Below are 22,133 nucleotides of genomic sequence, written 5' to 3' on the forward strand. Positions count from 1 at the left end.
TAAAAGGTCTGCTAAGCATGAATGTTTTAGTTACAGGTGGCATGGGTTACATTGGTAGCCATACAAGTATCCAGATGATCAACGCAGGTATGACACCTGTACTTTTTGATAGCTTGTACAACAGTAAACCAAGCGTTTTAGAACGTATCGAAAAAGTATCGGGCGTTCGTCCCAACTTCATTGAAGGTGACGTTCGTGATAAAGCGCTTTTGACTGAAACCATGAAGCAACACAACATCGAAGCGGTTATCCACTTTGCTGGTCTGAAAGCCGTCGGAGAGTCTGTGGAAAAGCCTCTTGAATACTACGACAACAACGTAAACGGCACGTTAGTTCTTGTTGATGCAATGCGTGATGCGGGTGTAAAAACCTTAGTATTTAGCTCTTCAGCAACGGTATACGGCGATCCGGCAAGTGTGCCAATTACTGAAGACTTCCCAACAAGCGCAACCAACCCATATGGTCGTAGTAAACTAATGGTTGAAGAGTGTTTAACCGATTTCCAAAAAGCCAATCCGGATTGGAGCATTACACTGCTGCGTTACTTTAACCCTGTAGGTTCACATCCAAGTGGTGAGCTAGGTGAAGATCCGCAAGGTATCCCAAATAACCTAATGCCATTTGTCTCTCAAGTAGCAGTAGGCCGCCGTGAATTCCTATCTGTATTTGGTAGCGATTATCCAACAAAAGACGGCACTGGCGTTCGCGATTACATCCACGTAATGGATCTGTCTGATGGCCACATCGCAGCGCTTGAGAAAGTAGGGCGCAAAGATGGTCTTCATATCTACAACCTTGGCACTGGTAACGGTTCAAGTGTATTAGACATGGTTAAAGCGTTTGAGGAAGCGAGCGGTAAAGATATCCCTTATAAGCTTGTCGAGCGTCGCCCGGGTGACATTGCAGAATGTTGGGCAGATCCTGCTAAAGCTCAGAAAGAGCTTGGTTGGAATGCAACACGTACACTGACTGAAATGACTGAAGATACATGGCGCTGGCAGTCAACCAACCCTGATGGTTTCCCTGGTTGATCTAGTTGTTTCATGAATAGTTAACTTGCAAAAAGATGCTTTAGGGCATCTTTTTTGATCTAAATCGAATAAAAAGTAAATTGGTGGTTAAAAAGTATCATTCTGTATCTGTTGTGTTATCATCCACGCGAATTATATGTTTAACGTTAATTTTCTTTGGAGTTAATCATGGAACTAGCCCTAGTCATCACTTTCATCATTGCTGCAGCTGTAATGGTTAAGAAAGAAATGGCAGAGAAGTAATTTCACTTTATCCCTTTTTGATACAATTTTTAGTGAAATAATAAAAGCCAGCATTTAGCTGGCTTTTTAGTATCTGCAATTCAGGTTTTTAACGAATTAGAATTCGTATTTAGCTGTAATTGACCAGTTACGACCTGCTTGCGTGTAATCTTTATCTTCTTGTGAGAATCCACGAACGTCATTCCACGAGTAGTACTCTTCATCCGTAACGTTGAAGAGACCTGCTCTAAGCGTAAGATCCTTCATCGGCAAGTAGTATGCTGTTAGGTCTACTACAGTTGCTGAATCAGTTGGTAAAATTTCATCAGACAAACCAACGCTATTAATATCACTAGACTTCTTGCCAGCTGTATAGCTAATGTTAAGTGATGTACCCCATAATGCTGAAGGAGCATCATAGTTAAATCCAACGACAGCGTTCCAAGGGTTCACGCTGTTAAGAGGGTTACCTTCACCGTCTTCGCCTTCTGTGTACGTTGCTGCAACACGAGTACTCACACCTTGTACTGGCATGAAGCTATTCCAAGATAACGTGTTTGAAGCTTCAATACCTTTGATGACAGCTTCATCAATGTTGATATTCTTATAGACTGTCGGATCCATAGGAGAGCCAGAACCACTAACAGGCTGAGTATCAATAAAGTTATCGTAGTCGCTGTAGAAGATAGCGATTTCACTTGATGAATAATTTGTGTTGTGGCGCCAACCTAGCTCGTATGAAATACTTTCTTCTGCTTCTAAATCTGGGTTAGGGGCATTTACGTAGCCGTGCGCTGGGTTACCGAATGAATAATAAAGCTCTTGGAAATCTGGTGCTCTAAAGCCTTGGCTGATTTGACCGAAGATCTTATTCTCATCATTTAGAGTATAAGTTGTACCCAAACGTCCCGTTACCGCTGAATCAGAGTATTTAGCATAGTCTTCTTCAGGGTTACCACTTGGGTTTTGGCTTGTATCACCTGGATCTGTTTCAAAACCATCAAAGCGAACGCCCGGAGTAATCATCCAATTTCCGATCGTCATTTCATTCTGAGCAAAGAACCCATACTTTCTTTCAGATGCAGCAGGGATATAGAAAATAACTTGGTCTGCGCTGATGGAGTTATATTCGTTATTAACGTTTTTAATGTCTTTGTCCGAATATGAAGCGCCATAGATAAAGTAGTTTTCTACATTACCCGTCATGAAGAACTTATCGAATTGCACATCAAATTGATAACCTTCATCCTCGTAGATATAGTCCTTTTTCTGAACATTACCTGCCGGAGGTAGGAACATACCGCCATTAGAAGTACGATTAGTTACGCCATTCTCTTCTTTGCTCAGCCAGTCAGCTTGCCAAGTAATAGTATCTGCAAACGCTAGGTCAGCATCCCAAATATGTTTGATACCGATTTGCTGTTGGCTAGTTGAGTCTTCGCCAGTGTAGTCGGTGTAACTTGCACTATTTAAATCGGTATCACCAGAATTCTCTATGAAGTTACCAGAAAACTCTAAACGGTGTTGTTCGTTTAATTGGTACTGAAGCTTAACCAACAAGTTGTTGTTCTGAGTATCTTGCTCATCAGGTGTACCAAAGTTATCAGTTTGCTCACCGTCTCTGCGAGTATAAGCAACTAACGTTTCGAGGTCGCCAATACGATTTGCTAAAGCAACCGATTCGCTAAAGGTATTATCAGATGAAGAGTAGTTGAACTTCGCGTGGCCACCGAAGTCTTTGTCTTTTAAAAAGTCACTCGGGTCTTTTGTTTCGAACGCAGCAATACCACCAATCGCGTCAGAACCATACAGAGAGGAAGCCGCACCTTTAACAATCTCGACAGACTTCAACATATCCGTATCGACATCAATGCGTGAAGAGTTAATGAAGTTATATGACTGAGTACCACTTGGAGTAAATTGGCTAGTTTGTGATACTCCATCAACGATAACCTTTACTCGGTTACCTTCCATACCACGAATGTTAATACCTTGAATCCCTTGGCGAGAATTCGTAGTCACCGTGACACCTGGTGTGTACTTAAATAAGTCTTCTACATCCGTAACCATGTTTTTTTCGATATCTTTATCGTTAATCACAGTTACCGACGCAGCAACATCTTCAAGTTGTTGATTAGTACGAGTCGAAGATACAACAACCTCGTCAAATAGGGCATAATCTTCAGCAAAGGCTGATGTTGATGAAAGCGCTAAAACGATTGAAGCAGAGAGTAGGGATTGCTTATACATCTGATAGTTACCTTAATTCCATAGTATTATCTTGATTTGCGAAAGATAATATTGGATCTAAATGATAATTACTATTATTTGCATTTCAATTTATTTGTAATTTTGTCATTAAAAACACACCTAAACCGTATAACTCGTTGTATTAAAAGACCTTTAATGGTTCCATTTACCTGGTGAATGCTTCCATTTTTGTGATAGACCTCTCATTTATAAAGTGGAAAACTAATGCATAGTCCAATAACACTTGAAGCGTTACACATATTAGATGCCATCGACCGACGTGGAAGTTTCGCCGCCGCGGCCAATGAAATGGACAGAGCGCCTTCATCACTCAGTTATCAAATACAGAAGCTTGAACAAGATCTGGATATCATGATTTTTGACCGCTCAGGCCACCGTGCAAATTTCACGGAAGCGGGTCAGTTGATACTTGAACAAGGTAGGGTAATTCTTGGAGCAACAGAACGTCTTGTTAACGAGGCAAGCATTCTAGCCAATGGTTGGGAGCTCGATTTGACCATCGCCTTTGATGGCATTATCCCGATTGCTAACTTTTTCCCGTTGGTAGATGAACTAGGAAAAATCAGTAAAACACGCGTTCGTTTACAAGAAGAGATCTTAGCTGGGTGTTGGGAATCACTTTCAGATGGGCGAGCCGATTTGTTGGTGTGCCCAAAGGTTGACACTATCCCAAACGACATGAAAAGTGACGTTATCGGTAAAATGGAAATGGTTTGGGTAGCGGCATCAAACCACTATGTTCACAAACGTTCTGGTGATTTTGACCAAAAGGCTAGAGAAAGTTACAGGGTTATTGCTATTGCAGATACCGCGCGCGATCAACCAGCATTAAGCATCAATATTCTAGAAAAACAGCCACGTTTAACTGTGACAAGCTTTCCTGCGAAAGTAGAGGCTTTGACATCAGGACTAGGGATTGGCACCTTACCGAATAGTGTCGCTAAACCTTTGATTGAATCTGGCGTACTACAGCAGATCTCGGGTACAGAACCACAACCGATCGATATCGTTATGGCTTGGCGACGCAACAAAATGGGCGACGCCAAGTCTTGGTGTATCCAACATCTTAAAAAGACGTGGGCGTTAAAGTAACGGTAACACCATATCTGCAGTACCGTCTTCAAAACTGATATCTAGCTTAAAACCGAGCTTTTGAGCTAGTGTCAGCATCCCTCTATTGGTTGGCATCGTCATACCCGACATCTGTTTAGTCTGCTTCGCTCGACAATAGTCGATAACCTTGCTCATAAGAATGCGACCTAGACCAACACCTTTAAGGTCAGAACGAATCAATATTGCGAATTCGGCGTCCGTGTTCTCTGGGTTAATCAGCGCACGGGACACGCCGATGATCGCTGGAACGCCTTGTTCCTCGCGAACGACCACAAAGGCGATTTCTCTATCGAAATCAATCTGAGTGAAATTCGCCAACGCCTCATGATTAAATTCACCGACATCACTAAAGAAACGCTTATAGAGATCTTCTTTAGAAACTCGGTTAATGAAGTCAGCATGAAGCGGTTCATCTTCGGGAAGAATAGGGCGTAACAACACTTCGGTTCCATCTTTTAGCTGGATACGTTCTTCAAGCTCAACTGGGTAAGGGCGAATGGCCAACCTCTCTTGCGGATCCCCTTCGTAGGCTTTCAATATGATATCGGCGTCTAATATCGTGAACTTGTCTCCGTTGGCCAGTACTGGATGGATATCCAAATCGTGTATTTCAGGGCAATCAACCACCATCTGCGATATGCGAACCAATAATTCAGAAAGGCCTTCTATATCAATCGGGTTAGGAAGCTTTTGTAGACGAATCTTGCCACTTTTTATCGCCCGTATAATCAAGTAACGCGCCAGTGTCATGTTGAGCGGTGGAAAAGCAGCGGCAGCATCAATCGATTCATCCCACTCCGAACCACCTTGTCCAAGTAAAATAATTGGGCCAAAGGTTTCGTCTGTTGTAACCTTAATACGCAACTCTTGGCCGCCCGCGAGTTTGGCCATACCTTGAATTAACAAGCCGTGGATGTTTGCTGTAGGGAAGGATAATTGAGAACGATCGAGAATTGCCTGAGCCGCATTGGCAACTTCACTACTGTTTCTTAAATTAAGCATTACGCCTTGTACGTCTGACTTATGTGCAATATCCGGAGAACGTAATTTTACTGCGACGGGATAACCAATCGTTTCAGCGATGTGTACTGCTTCACTTGGGTCAGAAGCGATCCAAGTTGGTAACACATCGAGGTTGAAGCTCTTGAAAAACTGACTGTTTTGGTGAGTATCAAGGCTAACTGTATCTTTATCCAGTAGTTGTCTTTCTATCCAACTTTTCGCATCTGCTAGATCTTCAATGTGTACTTTTTCTGCAGTAGTCGGCGTTTCCATTAACTGACGTTGGTTACGTCTGTACTCGACTAAGTGCATGAATGCGACCACAGAGCTTTCAGGGGTCCGATAAGTTGGGAAACCCGCTTCGGTAAACAGCTTTCGTGCGGGCCTTGCTGTTAGCTCACCAGACCAATTCGTCAGGATGTTAAAGCGCTTGTGGCGAGGGTGCTTCTTAATCGCTTCAACTATTCGTTCTGCCGTTTTAGCGGAATGTGCGACCGCTGAAGGGCTATGCATGATAAGAATCGCATCCGCTTCATCACCATCGAGTAAGATGTTTAAGGTGTCGATATAACGCTGATCACCAGCGTCTCCAACAATATCGATAGGATTGCTATGAGACCAACTCGATGGCAACACTTTGTTCAACTTATCAAGTGTCTCTTCTGAAAACTCTGCGAGCTTACCACCGCGGTCAAATAGGGTATCCACCGCCATAATCGCAGGGCCGCCACCGTTGGTAACAATTGCTAAACGCTCACCACGCAAGGGGACTGAATGAGTCAGTGTTTCTACCGCAGCAAACAGTTCATGTAAGTTCTTAACTCGTAGCATGCCGCTGCGTCGGATTGCGGAATCATAAATAATATCTAATGTGTCGGCTCCGCCAGTGTGAGCCATTGCTGCGGCTCTGCCTTTCGCCGTTCGACCGCCTTTCAACACCAGAATTCGTCGGTTGCGCGAAGCCGCACGCGCTGCAGAAATAAAGCGCCTCGCATCAGTAATGCTGTCTACATAGAGCAATATCGCTTCGGTGTGAGAGTCGGTGCTCAGATAATCCAATAACTCCGAGAATTCGATATCGCTGCCATTGCCTATAGAGATAAAAGCCGAGAAACCGATCTCTTTGTCATTAGCCCAATCGAGAATAGTGGTACACACAGCTGCCGACTGAGAAATAAAGGCGATCTTACCGGGTAATGCTGTCACTGGAGAGAATGAGGCGTTCAAATTTAACCACGGGACAATTACCCCCAAACTATTAGAACCCAACACTCGAATGCTGTGTTTTTTTGCAATCGCTAGGCATCGTTCATCATACGTCTCACCATTATCGCTTTCTTGCTGCATGTCTGAAGAAAGCACAATGACAGAGGCTATACCTTTCTCAGCCAGCTCTTCAAAAATAGCGACATTGCGAGTCGCATTGGTACACAAGATTGCGAGATCAGGAACAATCGGTAACGACAAAATGTTCTTGTAAGAAAGCACACCGGCCACTGAATCATATTTCGGCGTAACCGGCATCACCGCACCTTTAAAATCCCCGTGCAATAAGTTGTTCATAACAATATAACCTGCGCGCGTTTCTCGTTGAGAAGCACCAACAACAGCGATTGAACGGGGTTTAAGTAGGGGATCAAGATGATTCATAGACATATCCTAGCAATGCACGTAAGTTCATCGTAACTTACTTTGCACTTACGGGTTGATGGCAAATTCACCGAATTCAGATGAATAAGCAAACACTGCATAAAGTTTGTGAAATAGGTCACCCAGTAATGGTGTATAATCTCAAAGTTAACTTGATTCTAAACCGACGTATCGGCATGATTTATAGTAATTATTATTAAGGATATAGAGCTTTCCATGAAAAAATTTGCAATTGTGACTTTGCCACTGCTCTTGGCTGCATGTGTATCTGACGACTACGTTACCAATGTCACTTCAGATAGTTATCAAGAAGAGTACAAAACGGCAAAAGTTGAAGCTCCAGTTGTATCTCAATCTGAGCAAACAAGCGTTGTTGAAGAAAATGTTGTCAACGTTATCAGAACCGAACCTGTTGAACAGAAAGTCGCTCAAACGACTAAAGCGAAGCCAGTTGCCGTAGTGACAGGCCCAACCAAGAAACAACAAGACATGAACCAACGTTTTGGTTACACCGTTCAAGTTGTTGCTGTTGGCAGCCAAAGTAAAGTCGATTCTTTCGTGAAAATGCTACCTACGACTTCTCAACCAGTTTGGGAAAACTACAAAATGGTTAACGGCACTAAGTGGTTCACGGTACTTTATGGTGACTACGCAACACGCTTAGAAGCTAAAAAGGCAATCTCAACACTGCCGAACACTTTCCAAAACTTGAAGCCGTTCGTTAAGAGCATTGATGACATCAAGAACTCTGAATACCCTACGCTTAACAAGTTGAACTAAGTTTTGATTCATAAAGAAGGGGCAAATGCTCCTTCTTTTGTTTTAAGACTCGCTGTTTTGTTTAATAGTTAATCGCTCGATCTTTCGAACGCAATTTTAACAATCAAAACACTGTACCTATCTCGACTTTTGTTTATCATTGAAGTCAGTACTCCTAGTTTCAAGGACCGAATTTACCCATGAACACCACAAACATCCTTCTACTTTGCGGCGGTGGATCTTCAGAGCATGAAGTGTCTTTAGTTTCAGCCAATTACCTTTTTGAACAACTCAATAGCGTTGCAGATTTTAACGTTGTAAGAGTTGAAATTAAAAACGAAGGCTGGTGTCTTGATTCTGGTGAATTGGTTTATCTTGATATTAACGACCAAACCTTACGCGGTGACAATTTAGCATCTAAAGTCGATTTCATTGTGCCTTGCATCCACGGCTTCCCAGGTGAAACAGGTGACATTCAATCCCTGTTTGAAATGGCTAAAATTCCATACCTAGGTTGTGGTTCAGAAGCGAGTAACAACAGCTTTAACAAAATCACGTCAAAGCTTTGGTACGACGCACTCGGTATTCCAAACACGCCGTACCTGTTCTTATCAGACAACAATGATCAAGATCACTCACAAGCAACTCAAGCATTTGAAAAGTGGGGTAAAGTGTTTGTGAAAGCGGCTCGTCAAGGTTCTTCTGTAGGTTGTTACCAAGTTAACCAAGTAGAAGAGTTAAGCGAGGCTATCAACAAGGCGTTCACTTTCTCGGACCAAGTATTGGTTGAGAAATCAGTGGTGCCTAGAGAGCTAGAAATTGCTGCTTATGAAATCGATGGCGAGCTACATATCAGCAAGCCGGGTGAGGTGATTGCACCGAACGGCGCATTTTACTCTTACGAAGAGAAGTACAGTGCAGACAGTCACTCGATTACTGAAGTTGAAGCAAGTAACTTAACAGACGAACAGCGTGAATTAATTGCAGACAGCGCTCGAAAAGTCTTCACTCAGATGAAGCTTCGTCACTTGTCTCGTATCGACTTCTTCTTAACGCAAGACAACGAGATCTACCTAAACGAAGTCAACACCTTCCCAGGTATGACGCCAATCTCCATGTTCCCTAAAATGGTTGAGCATGACGGCCACAAATTCAGCCAGTTCTTGGAGAACTGCGTGAGAACGAGCCTTTCTTAGGTTTTCTGACTCATTTTCGTTCACTTAGAGCTGAACCAACAAGTGCCTTGAGCTTTCTGCCAAAGCACTTGTTGTTTTTAAAGCCAGCTATTTTAAAAATCGATCGTTTTAACCACAACTTATATCAAAATAGTGATATCCCAGTAATCTACGAACCGTCATTGCCAAGGTATTAACGCCTTAAACTTCATTTTCTCACTCTCAGCCGTTCCCGTGAAACCTACATATTGGGCTGGCATTGCAGGGCTGAGCCAACGACCAAAGTTCTGAATCTCTCTAACCTTAAGACCTTGTTTCGACAACTCTTGTGCAGCACCAACACGAATCGAGTTTCCAGAGAAATGGTGATTTTCTGGCAATTTAAGTAAGTCGCTAGCTCTTCTCAATATCCTATAGATGGACGAATCATCTAAAGGCTGCAAACCAATATTTTCATGCTTGTCTATCGCTCGAAATACTGACAACTCATCTTGTATACCAGTAAACGAAAACCAACGTTGAAGTGCAGCACTGGCTATTTGTGACAACTGATAAGCCGAATCTTTGACTGTTACTTGGTAATGATCTTGAACGTAATCAACATCACTCATCGATAACACCTTAAGCTCTGAGCGTTTTAAAGCACACTCGAACATCACGTTATAAATAGCGATGTCTCTGATCTCTTTCAGGTTTGCTTTCTCATGGGAGAGCAGCGTATTTAAATCAGTGAGATGCGCAGATGTCATAGCATTGGTTTGTTTAGCGTCACCGGCCATTTGAGATTGTAAGTGGAGTAGGGTAAAGCGAACTTGCCTGTGCTTGATCGGGTTAGCAAAGCTCAACACAGTATGTAACATGCTAAGCGTTGCAGTGTAACGTTTTAGCGATGCGTATTTTCTATCGTTGGACTCCGTTTCAAGAAAACGACGAACAGCAGTTATAGATGCGGGAAGTGTGTTAATACGATGTTTGGTACAGAACGCATGATAGCGATTCCAATCACTATAAATGCCTAACAGTGAATTGCGAGAGTATTGAAATCCTGTCAACTCATCTATAATTTCTATTGTCGCGTTACTGTTTAATTTTTCAACAAATGAATTGATTATCACAGAGTCGGTTAAAATAGGGACTTTTTTTCTCAAATTACCATACCTCGACAGGTGTTTTTACCATATTATGCTTGATATCATTATTAGTATACTTATGATTAATGCAGTGAAAACAGAAAGATGATTAATAGATATGGCTAATTCAATTTACCGAAGCGTCCATCTTCAATCGATAGATGCTAACAACACAGTTTGGCGTGCTAAGTTAAAAAACAACGTTATTCAGGGCAACCTAGCTGCCGTGAAAAAGAGTATTGATTGGTGGATTGATACCGCATCTATTATTGATCCAAAAGAATTCATGTCATTAAATAAGTCGAGAGGAACTGGTGGCTCGACTGAAAACTTCAACGGCTACCAAATCAAGAATGACACCGGTGAGCCTAATGCGTGGTATTGCATGTTTAACGGTCGCTTAATTAAAGGCGGCAAGGTTGCAATCCAACGCCATATAGAAGCTTACTTACTCGCAAAACAAAAAGCAGAGCAACAAAAGAAGTAAATTATGAGCCTAGTATATTCAACAGAAACAGGTCGTATTAAGCCTGAAGAAGAGAAAGTCCAACGCCCTAAAGGCGATGGTATCGTTCGAATCCAAAAAGAAACCAAAGGCCGCAAAGGCAAAGGCGTTTCTGTCGTGACTGGCTTAGACCTAGATGACGCACCATTAAAACTAATGGCAGCAGAACTCAAGAAAGTTTGCGGCTGCGGTGGCTCAGTAAAAGACGGCAACATCGAAATTCAAGGTGACGCTCGTGATAAGATCAAAGCGCACCTTGAAAAGAAAGGCTACAAAGTTAAATTTGCTGGCGGTTAATCTCTAACTAATACCAGGGTTAAAATCGAAGATTATTATCACTGGTTATTAGGTATTTTATGGTAAATAGCCAATATGGTTAAATACACAGTATAATTTAGAGAATATCGACACTATACAAAGGCAGGGCATCACACAAAGATACCTGCCTTATAAACACCAAAACCAATTTAACATAACGTACATAATACGCAGTCACGTATAGTTAATTCTAAAGGTAGTATTCTCATCGTTTGTCCTTAAAACCTTAGTTTCAACTGACTCTCACGCTTCTTGCGCCGTTCAGAGTTTTCTTAGCGCATTTGAAATCAAATAATTATATGTGCGGCCAACATCTACACAATCCAACCTTCATTCAGCAAATCTGATTGACGAGAAACTTTGTCCATCTGGTTTAACTTATCTTACCACTTCTCTGTTTGCACTCACGGTTCGCTGCGCCGTGTGTAATTGTTGTGAGCATTGGCATTGCTGTTGTTTCTTTTTCAGATTTCACACACGCGACCAATGTTTCTTATCAACGGCACATGCTGAGCTTTCATTTAAATCCATCAGCTAATAAAGTTCGTGTGTCTTACGTAGATTCGCACACACATTTTTCAAACCTGTCTAACGACTCTCTAGCGTTAGTACTTTGTGTTTAGTGGGATTATTAAACGGCAATGTCTGTCCAATGTTTTGTTTGTAACACCATGCCAAGCATAGATTCATTACACTTATTCGCTAGTACACAACACCGATACATGGGAGTTCCATAATCACGGTTTACCCTAAAATTACGTTCAATTAAATTTAGGTAGCTTTGGTAATAAACCTAAGAGTTACTTTAAACCCATTGCGCTTAGTTCTTCTTTACTTGTTTTCTCTAACTGATATGCCCGCTTTTGAAGTCGCAATGGTGTTACCGCCTGAGATTAGAAAACTTAGAAAGCGTTTATTGGTCTATCGACCCATGTAATTATCAAATAAAGTGACACTGTAACTTGCTGTACAGGTGAAAGCTTGGTCGTATGGAACACAAAATAAAGAACCAAATAGATACTGTTTATTTATACAGTTAAATTATTACCCCCTTAAAAACGTCACCTCTCGTATAAATACCGAACAAAAACAACGCTATTAAGGCATATATCGATCGCCGGGCGCGTATTTTTTGGTGAAGAACGACTGTATCTGGCTTGTTGACCAAACGATACTTGCCAAACTCAATCCAAAATCGAATCCCTAGTTGCGCCTGCATACTCCATCACGCATAATGTTACAGGTTTACGTACGAAATATATTATGAGCGACAAAGCATTCAGACAACTCAACATCTTCTTCTCTGTTTTTTGCCTGGCAATGACCGTGCTGTCGCTGATCTCTTTCCATACCATCATGGATAAGAACTACATCATCACACCAGACAGATACCCTACACGCGTAAACACAGATAGAGACCATGATGGCGGCACCATAGGGTCGTTATACAAGTCAAAAGACAAAATTGAGTTACAGTGTGACTTTAATCGTACCTATAGTTCACCTTTCTGTGAGGTTGAATTTGTTCTCTCTACTGAAGGTAAAGGCTTAGATCTCTCCACATTTGATTCTGTCACCATCAATATGGAATATGAAGGTCAAGAGGATCCAAGGTTTCGATTCTACATACGTAACCACGACGACAACTACAGCGTCCAAGGCGACCCTATTTCTAACAAGTTCAATCGCTTAGACTTCTCATTCCCCGATAGAAAACATATCGATTTAGATTACTTCAATGTCCCTTTATGGTGGATTGACTACTACAACCACCCGATAACCAACAGCGGAGTCGATATTACTAACGCTGTTTCAGTTGAATTGGGGCTGGGAGCTAGCACGCTCGATGGCCACCATACTCTCACGGTCGAGAGCATCGTTTTCCACGGTAAGATTATGGACAAGGTTATGTTATGGCAGATCTTGATTAGCTTATGGGTAATCTACGCAGTCTGCTATGTCTGTGGGGCGTCATACGTAGCTAGACGAGCGAGAATGCTTTCAGTAAACCAACAGCGCTTGTTAGCCCAAGAAATCGAAGAATTAAAGATAAAGGCGACTACCGACCCTCTAACTGGCTGTCGTAACAGAACCGAAGCGTTAGATACCTTTTACGATTTTGAACGCCTCGCACAACAAGGAAAGACAATTCACATTGCTCTGTTTGATTTGGACCATTTTAAGCAGGTCAACGACCAATACGGTCATGAAACCGGTGATCAAGTTCTTATTCTGTTTGTCTCAACGGTGAACGACAACCTTGGTGAGCAATACTTATTGTATCGTTGGGGCGGCGAGGAGTTCTTGTTAGTTTGCATAGAACAAACAACGCTACAGTGTAACGAGACTATTGCTCAACTCTACTCTTCAATGGACGAAACCACTTGGCCCAAAGGGCTTATCATCACCGCATCCGTTGGTTTTACCCAACTTACACAGAATGAATCGATTCGTTCAGCCATTAAGCGTGCAGACAAGGCACTCTATCAAGCTAAAGATAACGGACGAAACCAAGTCGTTAGGTTTGACTAAGCCTAGCCAGACTAGCATGCAGCTCAATATTCAATGCTCTATCAACACGCATCAATACCCTGTCGATATCTACTCTCTATTTAGTCAGCAATTACATTTTACGGCTGACTTAACAAGCCCATAAACTTTGCTCTCTCATCAGAATTCTAATCGATTCGCACACACTATCCGTAATACCGCCATCATTAACATTCTCAAATTGATACGTGTCGTTCCTTTATCGACTTCAACACAACTCCTTTACGCCTCGTAAGCTACCTAAATATTTGTTCTGTAAAGCACATATGTGGCAACGAAGCTTACTCTAAGCAGTGGTAAGTCATTCGCGGTATCGGTTTTGTACATTACCGCTGTGGCTTGTCTCGCCCTGTTCTTCGATGAAATCCTCATTTGTCTGCTTCTGAGCATTCATGGATTCTCATCCGTTCAAAATACAAGTCACAACGTCACTAGCCATAAAAAACGCAATATATTTAACCACTTAGATGCGGCGACATAAATACTGACACCCATAATGGCGATTGTTTTACTTTCATATCTTACTGTAATTTAATTACAACTCAAAACCAAGAAAGGCCTGAAAAGTGGATTACTCTGACGTAACTAATTGAATAAATGGTATTTAAGGGTTTTGGGTAGATCGGGGGTTAGGGTAACTAAAGAGTTGGGATGTACGAGATAATATATTATAGGGTAAAATATTTAGTTATAGTGCACTAAGGTGTTAAAAAAGAAGGGCTGATGCCCTACTCTTCTTTATTACTCATTTCTTCACGAATTTGCTCAGCAACGATTTTGATAGCTTGTGCTGTGCTGATGCCTTGGGTCATCATTTCTTGAATTCGTTCAACAGCTTTCTGTTGTTCTTCGTGAGAAAGGGTTGGTAAGTCGTTTAGCATGCTCTGCTCCTTTATTTAGGAGCAGAACTATATAAGGACTGTTAGTAACTAGCAAGGAAATTGATTGATGCACCCATTGCATTTTCATTTGTGTAGTTAGCACTTAGATCTAGCTGAAACAAGTTCAATGGCGAGATACCAATACCAGCTGTCACTGTTCCTTCGGAATCAGAGTAAGCCAGGTTCTTGTAATACCCTCCCCTTAGCTTAAGCTGACGTAACAGGTCGACTTCAGTACCAACACGAATCATCTGCTCGTTGTCTTCGAACGAAGTAAACTTCTCAGTCTCGTTTAGGTCGTAATCAACACTAAAAGAAAAGTAGTCCGATACGATACCTGCACCCACTGTGTAAACCGGCTCTAGTTGGTAAGTGTATTTACCACCAACTTGGTGTGTCGCACTACTTGTGCTGCTGGTAAGTGTTCTTGTTGTATCTTTGGTTTCGATATCTCTAGAGATCAAGTTAGTTGCTGCAACACCTACTCGGAACGGGCCGAAGAACCAAAGTGCACCGGCATCCATATTGAATGCAGTGTCGCCATCGCTGTTTTCTCTAACGTCGGACAAATCGTAATCATTAACCGACGCAACATAGTTATACGTGTAAATACGTTGGATCTTAGGTGTGATACCAAAAGAGATATGTTGCCCCATAAAGGTTTGGTATTTTGCTAGAGAAAGGCCAACTTCTGCTACACCGATTGAAACCGCTTCAACAGTAGACAGTTCTACTTTGTCTTCATCTGAACCTGTCGTGTAAACGTTAGGAGTCGCAAATGATTCTGTATAGGCTTTAGCGAAAAGGTTCGCCGCGACAAACTGATTAGGAAGAGCAAACGCGACAACACCACCCAATTCTACATTAGCTTGGTTGCCATCAAGTTTGTTAAGCGCTGCATCTAAGTCTGCGGTGTTTGACGCATCAACGACACTATCGATATTCGATTTCATGTCGTTAGGGTCATTATAGTTACCGCCGAAACTTGGCGTGATCATTCCCATGTCATCATTACGACGATAAATCGCAACAAGTGCTGGGTTATAGAATGGAGCTGTTAGGAAGTTTGCTGAAACAACACCAACACCACCCATCGCATCACCACGCGCTTCAATGGCGTAGTTTGCTGCTGAAAGAGGAAGACTGGCGAATGCAATTGACGCTGCGAGTAGTTTTGTAGTTTTTTTCATGCCGTTTATCTTTGTTAGATCCCTTACATAGTTAACGGCACAATTTTAAATTACTTTAACTCTTCTTCGCTAGAAATATCATAAGTTTTACTGATAGTTTGTGCTTGTTCTATCGCTATGTCGCCTTGCCAGCGTGAATGCACCATTGAAACCGCCAAAACATAGCGATCATTGGGAAGTTCTTCGCCAGTGAGGTTCATTGGATAATCAGATTCGTAGCTCTTGCCCCACACCTGCTCATAGTGTTCATCAACGTAATCGTACAAACCGATTTCGAGCTTAGGGAGCGGACAATAAGGATTGAGTAGTTCTTTTTTATCGATTCGCCAAGTGTCTTTTGATGCCCAGCGAACTTGTTGACGCATGGCGACTTCCCCCAAAACAACCCAAGTGCTCCAAGACTTCCCGCCATCGTCTTTTACGCTTAAACGATATAAACCGGATTCAAGTTGAGAGGCTAAATTGTAACGCTTGCGGTATAGACTCACCGATGCGTTGTTTACCACTTCACTGTCTTTGGTTAGCTCACTGTCCGAAGAAACGATCTTATCGACCCACTTCTCGAAGGTAATGTCTTGAATGTTGTTTTCGGATTCGACATTAATCGATACTCGAAAGGTATCTCGACCAGGGCTTTGAATGATGTGTCTTTTAACGACGACTGAACTGATCCAATCCGGTAGTGTTTTTCTGGTGAGGGTTTTACCACAATCTTTGTTCAATGCTTGATCGAACAGTTCATTGAGGTGATCTTCTCGTGATTGAGAAGAGTTGATTTGCCAAACTTCCACTAATGAATCAAACATCTGGGGTAAATCATTATCTAGCAGATGTTTATGAACTTGAGTCAGAGCATCGCTGCTCTTAAACCAATCCGTTGCTTGCGCGGTATTCGCTACGCAAGAAAACAGTAATAGTGGAAGTAAGGCTATTCTCATTACGCTTTCATCTTGTAACCAACGCCACGCAGCGTTTCAATTTCTAGACCCGGCAGTTTCTGTCTTAGTTGCAGAACGTGTGTGTCCACCGTACGTGTTGTTGGGAAATGGTTGTAACCCCATACATGGTCAAGCAGTTCATCACGTGTAAATACGCGTCCAAGGTTACTTGCCAAGAACAGTAATAGATCAAATTCAGTGCGCGTTAACGTTACTTCCTGTTCATTGAAAAACACTTCACGTGTCGCTTTATCGATAACAAGATTTTGAGCAATAACTTTTGATGCATCTTGTTCTTCAGAATCTGGCAGGCGAAGTTGAGCACGAATTCGAGCAAATAGCTCAGCCTCTGCGAATGGCTTTGTTAAGTAGTCGTTTGCACCTGAATCTAGGCCTGCTACTTTGTCTTTTACTGTCACGAGAGCCGTCAGCAAAATAACTGGGATATCTTTCTTTTTCTTCCAACCTGGGAGTGAATCTACTGAGTCGCCATCAGGAAGTTGACGGTCTAGAATCACTAGATCCGCTTGTTCCCAGTAGCCTTCAACTTCAGAGATCAGTTCTGCATGCAAACATTCATATCCAGCTTGCTCAAGGCTAACTAATAAACCGTCAGCTAAATTTTTATCATCTTCAACGAGAAGCAATGTCTGTTTCACAAGGTATCTCCAAAATAAATGTTGTTGGGGGGCCGATAAGCGTCATGTGACCGCCCATTTTTCCAACCATAGATTCCACTATCGTCAGACCTAAACCGAGTCCACTCTTACTTACGAATGGCTTTCTTAGTTGCCCCCAATCTTTGCGAGACAAGTCTCCATTATCTATAACTTTGAATGTCAGCTTCTTGTCAGAAGTATTCAGTTCTAGAATTACTGGAGCCACGCCGTATTTCACGGCATTTCTGATTAGGTTATCGATGCACGTTCCTAACCAATATACGTTCACTTTTGCAGCTATATCTTTGTTTACACGGAGTTCAATCCCCGGCGCAAAGTCTTCTTCAACTTTGTATTGGAGCCACTCTTCAACACTTGGCACCCACTCTGTTGCGAGCGGTTGGTTATCTGATTGCAAGTAATCTTTACTTGCTTCCGCCAACTGTCTTAAACGGCGTGTATCTTCACACAGCCTACGGAACTCATCATATACCGATTCTGGTAAGTGTTCGAACTCACGTCTGAACCCTTCCACCGTCAATGACAAACTCGCAATCGGTGTTCTTAATTCGTGCGTTAGGATTTGAAGAACCAGCATGCGACTCTTCATCTCTTGTTTCTTGCTGTTCCAGCGGTAAATCGCCCAACCTAAGACAAGCATGATATTGGCAATAACCAAGATAAACATGGCAACTTGCAGAAGCTCTGAATGATCTTCTATTTCCCAACACACGTTACCACGCTGGACAAAACAGCTGTTGCCCTCTGAAGACAAGCTAAACGATAACCCAGCAAGCGTGGCGTTTTCATTCCAGACTGATTCTTTATACAGGTAATATCTGTCGCCGCGTTTTACCCACATCTCATCCAGCTCAACAAACATACTCGCACCAGCAAGCAGCGCGGTGATGGCTTCGCTGTCCATTTGCTGCAAGCGAGACAGCAGTTCGTCGTGTTCAGTGTTTGGTCGCTCTTGAATATGCATAAAGCGCTTCAGAGAGTCGAACTTTTCTGGGTACTTCTCAACGTATCGTGCCGCATAAGAACCACCACCAGGGTGAATCAAACCACTGCGGCTAAACCAACGGTCAGAAAGCTTGGTGCCTTTACACATTGCACGAGTAAAAACTAAAGGCTCAGTAATCAACGGGCTTAACGGTAGTTTACCGCTACAGGTTTTTGATAACTGGTATAAGCGCTGGATGTCTTTTAACGGGTACTCTGCTGTTTGCGGCAGCATAGAAGACGGCATGATCAAACGTGTTGGATAATCAGCCTGTAGCACTCGAATATCGTAAGATTCGATAGCCGTTTCATGATCAAAGAGTTTGGTGAAATTATCGATACGCTCAGGTAAAGAGTCAGCAAATGCGTTTGCAGACACAGACAACGTAGCGATAAGAAGAGTAAATGTTCTTTTGATGATCACAAACCAACGCAAATTCATATAGATCAACCAAATATATACCATTCGCTATCAAAGATAAATTTTTAACCGCATGAAAAACAGTGAGAATGGCGAGTTACAGAGATAAAGTCCGATATATTACGGCCATACTGTACAGATGTACTAGTAGACTGATTGACCAGCCCAACCTCAATTGCGACAAGTTTTGCATAAGCTTCGTTAACTTAGTAGCAACTGAGCTCACACATAGAATCGCTTTCGTAAGATAAAAAAAGGAGCTCAAATGAGCTCCTTATCGAGTTATTACAGATTGCTTAGAGGTGATCTCTATAGATGTTCTAAGATGCTTAGACAGCTCTTTTTAGCATCGCCAAACAGCATCTGCGTGTTCTCTTTGAAGAACAGTGGGTTTTGCACACCGGCGTAACCTGTGTTCATCGAACGTTTGAATACGATAACATTCTGAGCGTTCCAAACTTCAAGCACTGGCATACCAGCAATTGGGCTGTTTGGATCTTCAAGTGCTGCAGGGTTTACGGTGTCATTCGCACCAATTACCAATACAGTATCTGTCTCATCGAAGTCATCGTTGATTTCGTCCATTTCCAGAACGATATCGTAAGGCACTTTAGCTTCAGCAAGCAGTACGTTCATGTGACCCGGTAACCTACCTGCTACTGGGTGGATACCAAATCGAACATTAATGCCCTGCGCTCGTAGCTTCTCAGTGATTTCATGCACTGGGTATTGAGCTTGAGCTACTGCCATGCCGTACCCTGGAGTGATGATTACTGACTTAGAGTTTTTCAGCATATCAGCCACATCTTCAGCTGATGTTTCGCGGTGTTCACCCTGCTCTTCATCGCCATCAGACACAACCACTTCTTGGCCGAATCCACCAGCAATAACGCTGATGAAAGAGCGGTTCATCGCCTTACACATGATGTAAGACAGAATCGCACCCGACGAACCAACCAATGCACCAGTTACGATAAGCAAATCATTTGCAAGCATGAAACCTGCCGCGGCTGCTGCCCAACCAGAGTACGAGTTAAGCATAGAGACAACTACTGGCATATCTGCGCCGCCAATCGATGCCACTAAGTGGTAACCGAATGCGAATGCGATAAGCGTCATCACCATAAGCGCGAACATACTGCCGTCCGCTTTAACGAACATGATCATCAGTAGTGTAGAAACAACGATAGCCGCTAGGTTCCACTTGTGCTTATGAGGGATGTTCAATGCAGACGAAGAGATAACGCCACGAAGTTTACCAAACGCAACAATAGAGCCCGTGAACGTCACCGCACCTATAAACACGCCAAGGAACACTTCCACTAGGTGGATCACGTGCTCTGCATGAATATCTGCAGGGTTGATAGAAACAGCAGCAGGTGGATCGATGTAGCTGTTGTAACCTACAAGTACCGCCGCCATACCTACGAAGCTGTGCAGAATCGCCACCAGCTCAGGCATTTCAGTCATTTCTACTTTTCTTGCGTAGTGGATACCAATACCACCACCGATCACCATAGCAATGATGATCCACACAATACCTGCAGAGTGAGGGCCAAAGATCGTTGCGATCAACGCGATTGCCATACCCGTGATACCGTAATAGTTACCTGCACGCGCAGATTCCTGTTTCGATAACCCAGCCAAGCTCATAATAAAGAATACAGCAGCAACAATATAAGCTGCTTGTACTAATCCTTCAGACATCTGTTACTCCTTAGTCTTTACGGAACATTTCAAGCATACGTTTGGTCACGGTAAAGCCACCAAAGATATTGATACTTGCAATTAATACGGCAATAAATGATAAGAACGTGACGACGCCACTTCCTTGTCCGATCTGTAACAGTGCACCTACTACAATGATGCCTGAAATCGCGTTAGTCACGGACATCAAAGGCGTATGCAGAGAATGGCTTACATTCCAAACTACGTAATAACCCACCACACAAGCGAGAACAAAAACGGTAAAGTGAGATAAGAACGCAGCTGGAGCAACCGAAGCTACCCAAGCGAATGCACCAACAGCTACCGCCATACCCGCCGCTTTCTTCATTGGAGAAACAGGCTCTTCAACTTTAGGCTCTGGTTTGGCCGCTTTTGGCTTAGCTTGTTGTGGTTGAGCTGAAACTTGAATTGGTGGAGCTGGCCAAGTGACCTCGCCCTCTTTAACGACAGTAACACCACGCAGAACAACATCTTCAAAGTCGATATTGATGTTGCCATCTTTCTCTTTGCAAAGCAGTTTCAGCAGGTTAACTAGATTCGTTGCATACAGTTGAGATGATTGAGTCGGCAGTCGACCAACCATATCAGTGTAACCAACCACCTTAACGCCGTTAGCCGTTGTAATGACTTGATCCGCAACCGTGTATTCACAGTTACCGCCATTGGCTGCCGCAAGATCTACAATCACACTACCTGCACTCATACTGTCTACCATCTCTTTGGTAATCAGCTTAGGAGCCGGGCGACCTGGAATCAGGGCCGTTGTAATGATGATATCGACGTCTTTTGCTTGAGCTGCATAAAGTTCTTCAGCTTTCTTATTGAATGCGTCAGACATCTCTTTTGCGTAGCCGTCACCAGCACTGGTATCTTCCTTGAAATCCACTTCCAAGAATTCAGCGCCCATCGACTCAACTTGTTCTTTAACTTCAGGACGAACATCGAATGAACGAACGATCGCACCTAAGCTACCCGCAGCGCCAATTGCCGCTAGGCCAGCAACACCAGCACCTGCAACCAGTACTTTTGCTGGTGGAACTTTACCCGCAGCCGTAATCTGACCCGTGAAGAATCGACCAAATTCATGCGCCGCTTCAACAACAGCACGGTAACCCGCGATGTTTGCCATAGAACTCAATGCATCTAACGCCTGAGCTCTTGAAATTCGTGGTACAGAATCCATCGCCATCACGTTGATGTTACGACTGGACAATTGTTCCATTAATTCTGGATTTTGAGCAGGCCAAATAAAGCTGACCAATGTTGCGCCATCTTTAAGAAGATCGATTTCATTTTTAGACTCGTCAACGATCGGAGCGTTAACTTTAAAGATAATATCGGATTTCCAAGCTTCATCTGCGGTGACAACTTTTGCTCCAGCTTGTTCATAAGCTGCATCTTCAAAACTTGCTAACGCACCTGCTTGTGATTCAACACAAACTTCAAACCCTAATTTTAGAAGCTGTTCTACCGATTTTGGCGAAGCAGCGACTCGCGTTTCACCTGCGAGCGTTTCTCTTGGTACACCAATTTGCATAGCTATTCCTTGACTATTGGCACGAATGACTTATTCGTTTGTATCTAA

17 protein-coding genes are annotated in these 22,133 nt (G+C 42.9%); 7 read left to right on the forward strand and 10 right to left on the reverse strand.

The window, feature by feature from the left end:
* The first annotated feature begins 17 nt into the window (after positions 1 to 17).
* Positions 18 to 1,031, forward strand: coding sequence for a UDP-glucose 4-epimerase GalE (gene galE, locus IQQ51_RS03765; protein WP_193840413.1), 1,014 nt, complete (start codon positions 18 to 20; stop codon positions 1,029 to 1,031).
* A 339-nt stretch (positions 1,032 to 1,370) separates the two neighbouring features.
* On the opposite strand, the gene IQQ51_RS03770 is transcribed toward galE, so the two are convergent.
* Positions 1,371 to 3,503: a TonB-dependent hemoglobin/transferrin/lactoferrin family receptor gene (locus IQQ51_RS03770; protein WP_193840414.1), complete on the reverse strand. Its 2,133-nt coding sequence runs from the start codon at positions 3,501 to 3,503 to the stop codon at positions 1,371 to 1,373.
* Positions 3,504 to 3,728: 225 nt separating this feature from the next.
* Here IQQ51_RS03770 and IQQ51_RS03775 point away from each other — a divergent pair, with 225 nt between their 5' ends.
* Positions 3,729 to 4,616, forward strand: a complete 888-nt coding sequence (locus tag IQQ51_RS03775) for a LysR family transcriptional regulator (protein ID WP_193840415.1) — start codon at positions 3,729 to 3,731, stop codon at positions 4,614 to 4,616.
* Here the strand turns inward: IQQ51_RS03775 and IQQ51_RS03780 are convergent.
* Positions 4,608 to 7,289: a bifunctional acetate--CoA ligase family protein/GNAT family N-acetyltransferase gene (locus tag IQQ51_RS03780; RefSeq protein WP_193840416.1), complete on the reverse strand. Its 2,682-nt coding sequence runs from the start codon at positions 7,287 to 7,289 to the stop codon at positions 4,608 to 4,610. The two genes, IQQ51_RS03775 and IQQ51_RS03780, sit on opposite strands and share 9 nt — an antisense overlap.
* A gap of 216 nt (positions 7,290 to 7,505) precedes the next feature.
* Here IQQ51_RS03780 and IQQ51_RS03785 point away from each other — a divergent pair, with 216 nt between their 5' ends.
* Together IQQ51_RS03785 and IQQ51_RS03790 are read left to right on the forward strand one after the other, a co-directional pair.
* Complete coding sequence (locus IQQ51_RS03785) at positions 7,506 to 8,069, forward strand: SPOR domain-containing protein (RefSeq protein WP_017060092.1); 564 nt, start codon at positions 7,506 to 7,508, stop codon at positions 8,067 to 8,069.
* A gap of 179 nt (positions 8,070 to 8,248) precedes the next feature.
* Entirely contained in the window at positions 8,249 to 9,244 is a 996-nt protein-coding gene (locus IQQ51_RS03790; RefSeq protein WP_193840417.1) for a D-alanine--D-alanine ligase, read from the forward strand.
* A gap of 158 nt (positions 9,245 to 9,402) precedes the next feature.
* Here the strand turns inward: IQQ51_RS03790 and IQQ51_RS03795 are convergent, their stop codons facing one another.
* Positions 9,403 to 10,371 (reverse strand): tyrosine-type recombinase/integrase, encoded by a 969-nt coding sequence (locus IQQ51_RS03795; protein ID WP_193840418.1) that lies wholly within the window; start codon positions 10,369 to 10,371, stop codon positions 9,403 to 9,405.
* Positions 10,372 to 10,471: 100 nt separating this feature from the next.
* Here IQQ51_RS03795 and IQQ51_RS03800 point away from each other — a divergent pair, with 100 nt between their 5' ends.
* The 3 genes from IQQ51_RS03800 to IQQ51_RS03810 all read left to right on the forward strand — a co-directional run bounded on the left by IQQ51_RS03800 (position 10,472) and on the right by IQQ51_RS03810 (position 13,708).
* Positions 10,472 to 10,840, forward strand: a complete 369-nt coding sequence (locus IQQ51_RS03800; RefSeq protein ID WP_017060095.1) for a DUF3319 domain-containing protein — start codon at positions 10,472 to 10,474, stop codon at positions 10,838 to 10,840.
* A 3-nt stretch (positions 10,841 to 10,843) separates the two neighbouring features.
* Complete coding sequence (gene yciH / locus IQQ51_RS03805; RefSeq protein WP_008221404.1) at positions 10,844 to 11,155, forward strand: stress response translation initiation inhibitor YciH; 312 nt, start codon at positions 10,844 to 10,846, stop codon at positions 11,153 to 11,155.
* Between the two features lie 1,284 nt (positions 11,156 to 12,439).
* Complete coding sequence (locus IQQ51_RS03810; RefSeq protein WP_193840419.1) at positions 12,440 to 13,708, forward strand: GGDEF domain-containing protein; 1,269 nt, start codon at positions 12,440 to 12,442, stop codon at positions 13,706 to 13,708.
* A gap of 746 nt (positions 13,709 to 14,454) precedes the next feature.
* On the opposite strand, the gene IQQ51_RS03815 is transcribed toward IQQ51_RS03810, so the two are convergent.
* From IQQ51_RS03815 to pntA, 7 genes are all read right to left on the reverse strand, one after another.
* On the reverse strand, positions 14,455 to 14,607 hold the full coding sequence (locus tag IQQ51_RS03815) for a YoaH family protein (RefSeq protein WP_004731009.1): 153 nt from the start codon (positions 14,605 to 14,607) through the stop codon (positions 14,455 to 14,457).
* Positions 14,608 to 14,648: 41 nt separating this feature from the next.
* On the reverse strand, positions 14,649 to 15,797 hold the full coding sequence (locus tag IQQ51_RS03820; RefSeq protein WP_193840420.1) for a conjugal transfer protein TraF: 1,149 nt from the start codon (positions 15,795 to 15,797) through the stop codon (positions 14,649 to 14,651).
* A 50-nt stretch (positions 15,798 to 15,847) separates the two neighbouring features.
* Positions 15,848 to 16,735 (reverse strand): DUF2861 family protein, encoded by an 888-nt coding sequence (locus IQQ51_RS03825; RefSeq protein WP_048608296.1) that lies wholly within the window; start codon positions 16,733 to 16,735, stop codon positions 15,848 to 15,850.
* Entirely contained in the window at positions 16,735 to 17,394 is a 660-nt protein-coding gene (gene vxrB / locus IQQ51_RS03830; protein ID WP_017060099.1) for a response regulator transcription factor VxrB, read from the reverse strand. The genes IQQ51_RS03825 and vxrB overlap by 1 nt, the downstream gene beginning before the upstream one ends.
* Positions 17,369 to 18,841, reverse strand: a complete 1,473-nt coding sequence (gene vxrA, locus IQQ51_RS03835; RefSeq protein ID WP_048608294.1) for a sensor histidine kinase VxrA — start codon at positions 18,839 to 18,841, stop codon at positions 17,369 to 17,371. The genes vxrB and vxrA overlap by 26 nt, the downstream gene beginning before the upstream one ends.
* Before the next feature lie 288 nt (positions 18,842 to 19,129).
* On the reverse strand, positions 19,130 to 20,527 hold the full coding sequence (pntB, locus tag IQQ51_RS03840) for a Re/Si-specific NAD(P)(+) transhydrogenase subunit beta (protein ID WP_017064580.1): 1,398 nt from the start codon (positions 20,525 to 20,527) through the stop codon (positions 19,130 to 19,132).
* A gap of 10 nt (positions 20,528 to 20,537) precedes the next feature.
* Positions 20,538 to 22,085 (reverse strand): Re/Si-specific NAD(P)(+) transhydrogenase subunit alpha, encoded by a 1,548-nt coding sequence (pntA, locus tag IQQ51_RS03845; protein ID WP_193840421.1) that lies wholly within the window; start codon positions 22,083 to 22,085, stop codon positions 20,538 to 20,540.
* Positions 22,086 to 22,133: the final 48 nt, after the last annotated feature.

Source organism: Vibrio sp. OPT18 (genome assembly GCF_015163615.1).
GTDB classification, from domain to species: domain Bacteria; phylum Pseudomonadota; class Gammaproteobacteria; order Enterobacterales; family Vibrionaceae; genus Vibrio; species Vibrio coralliirubri.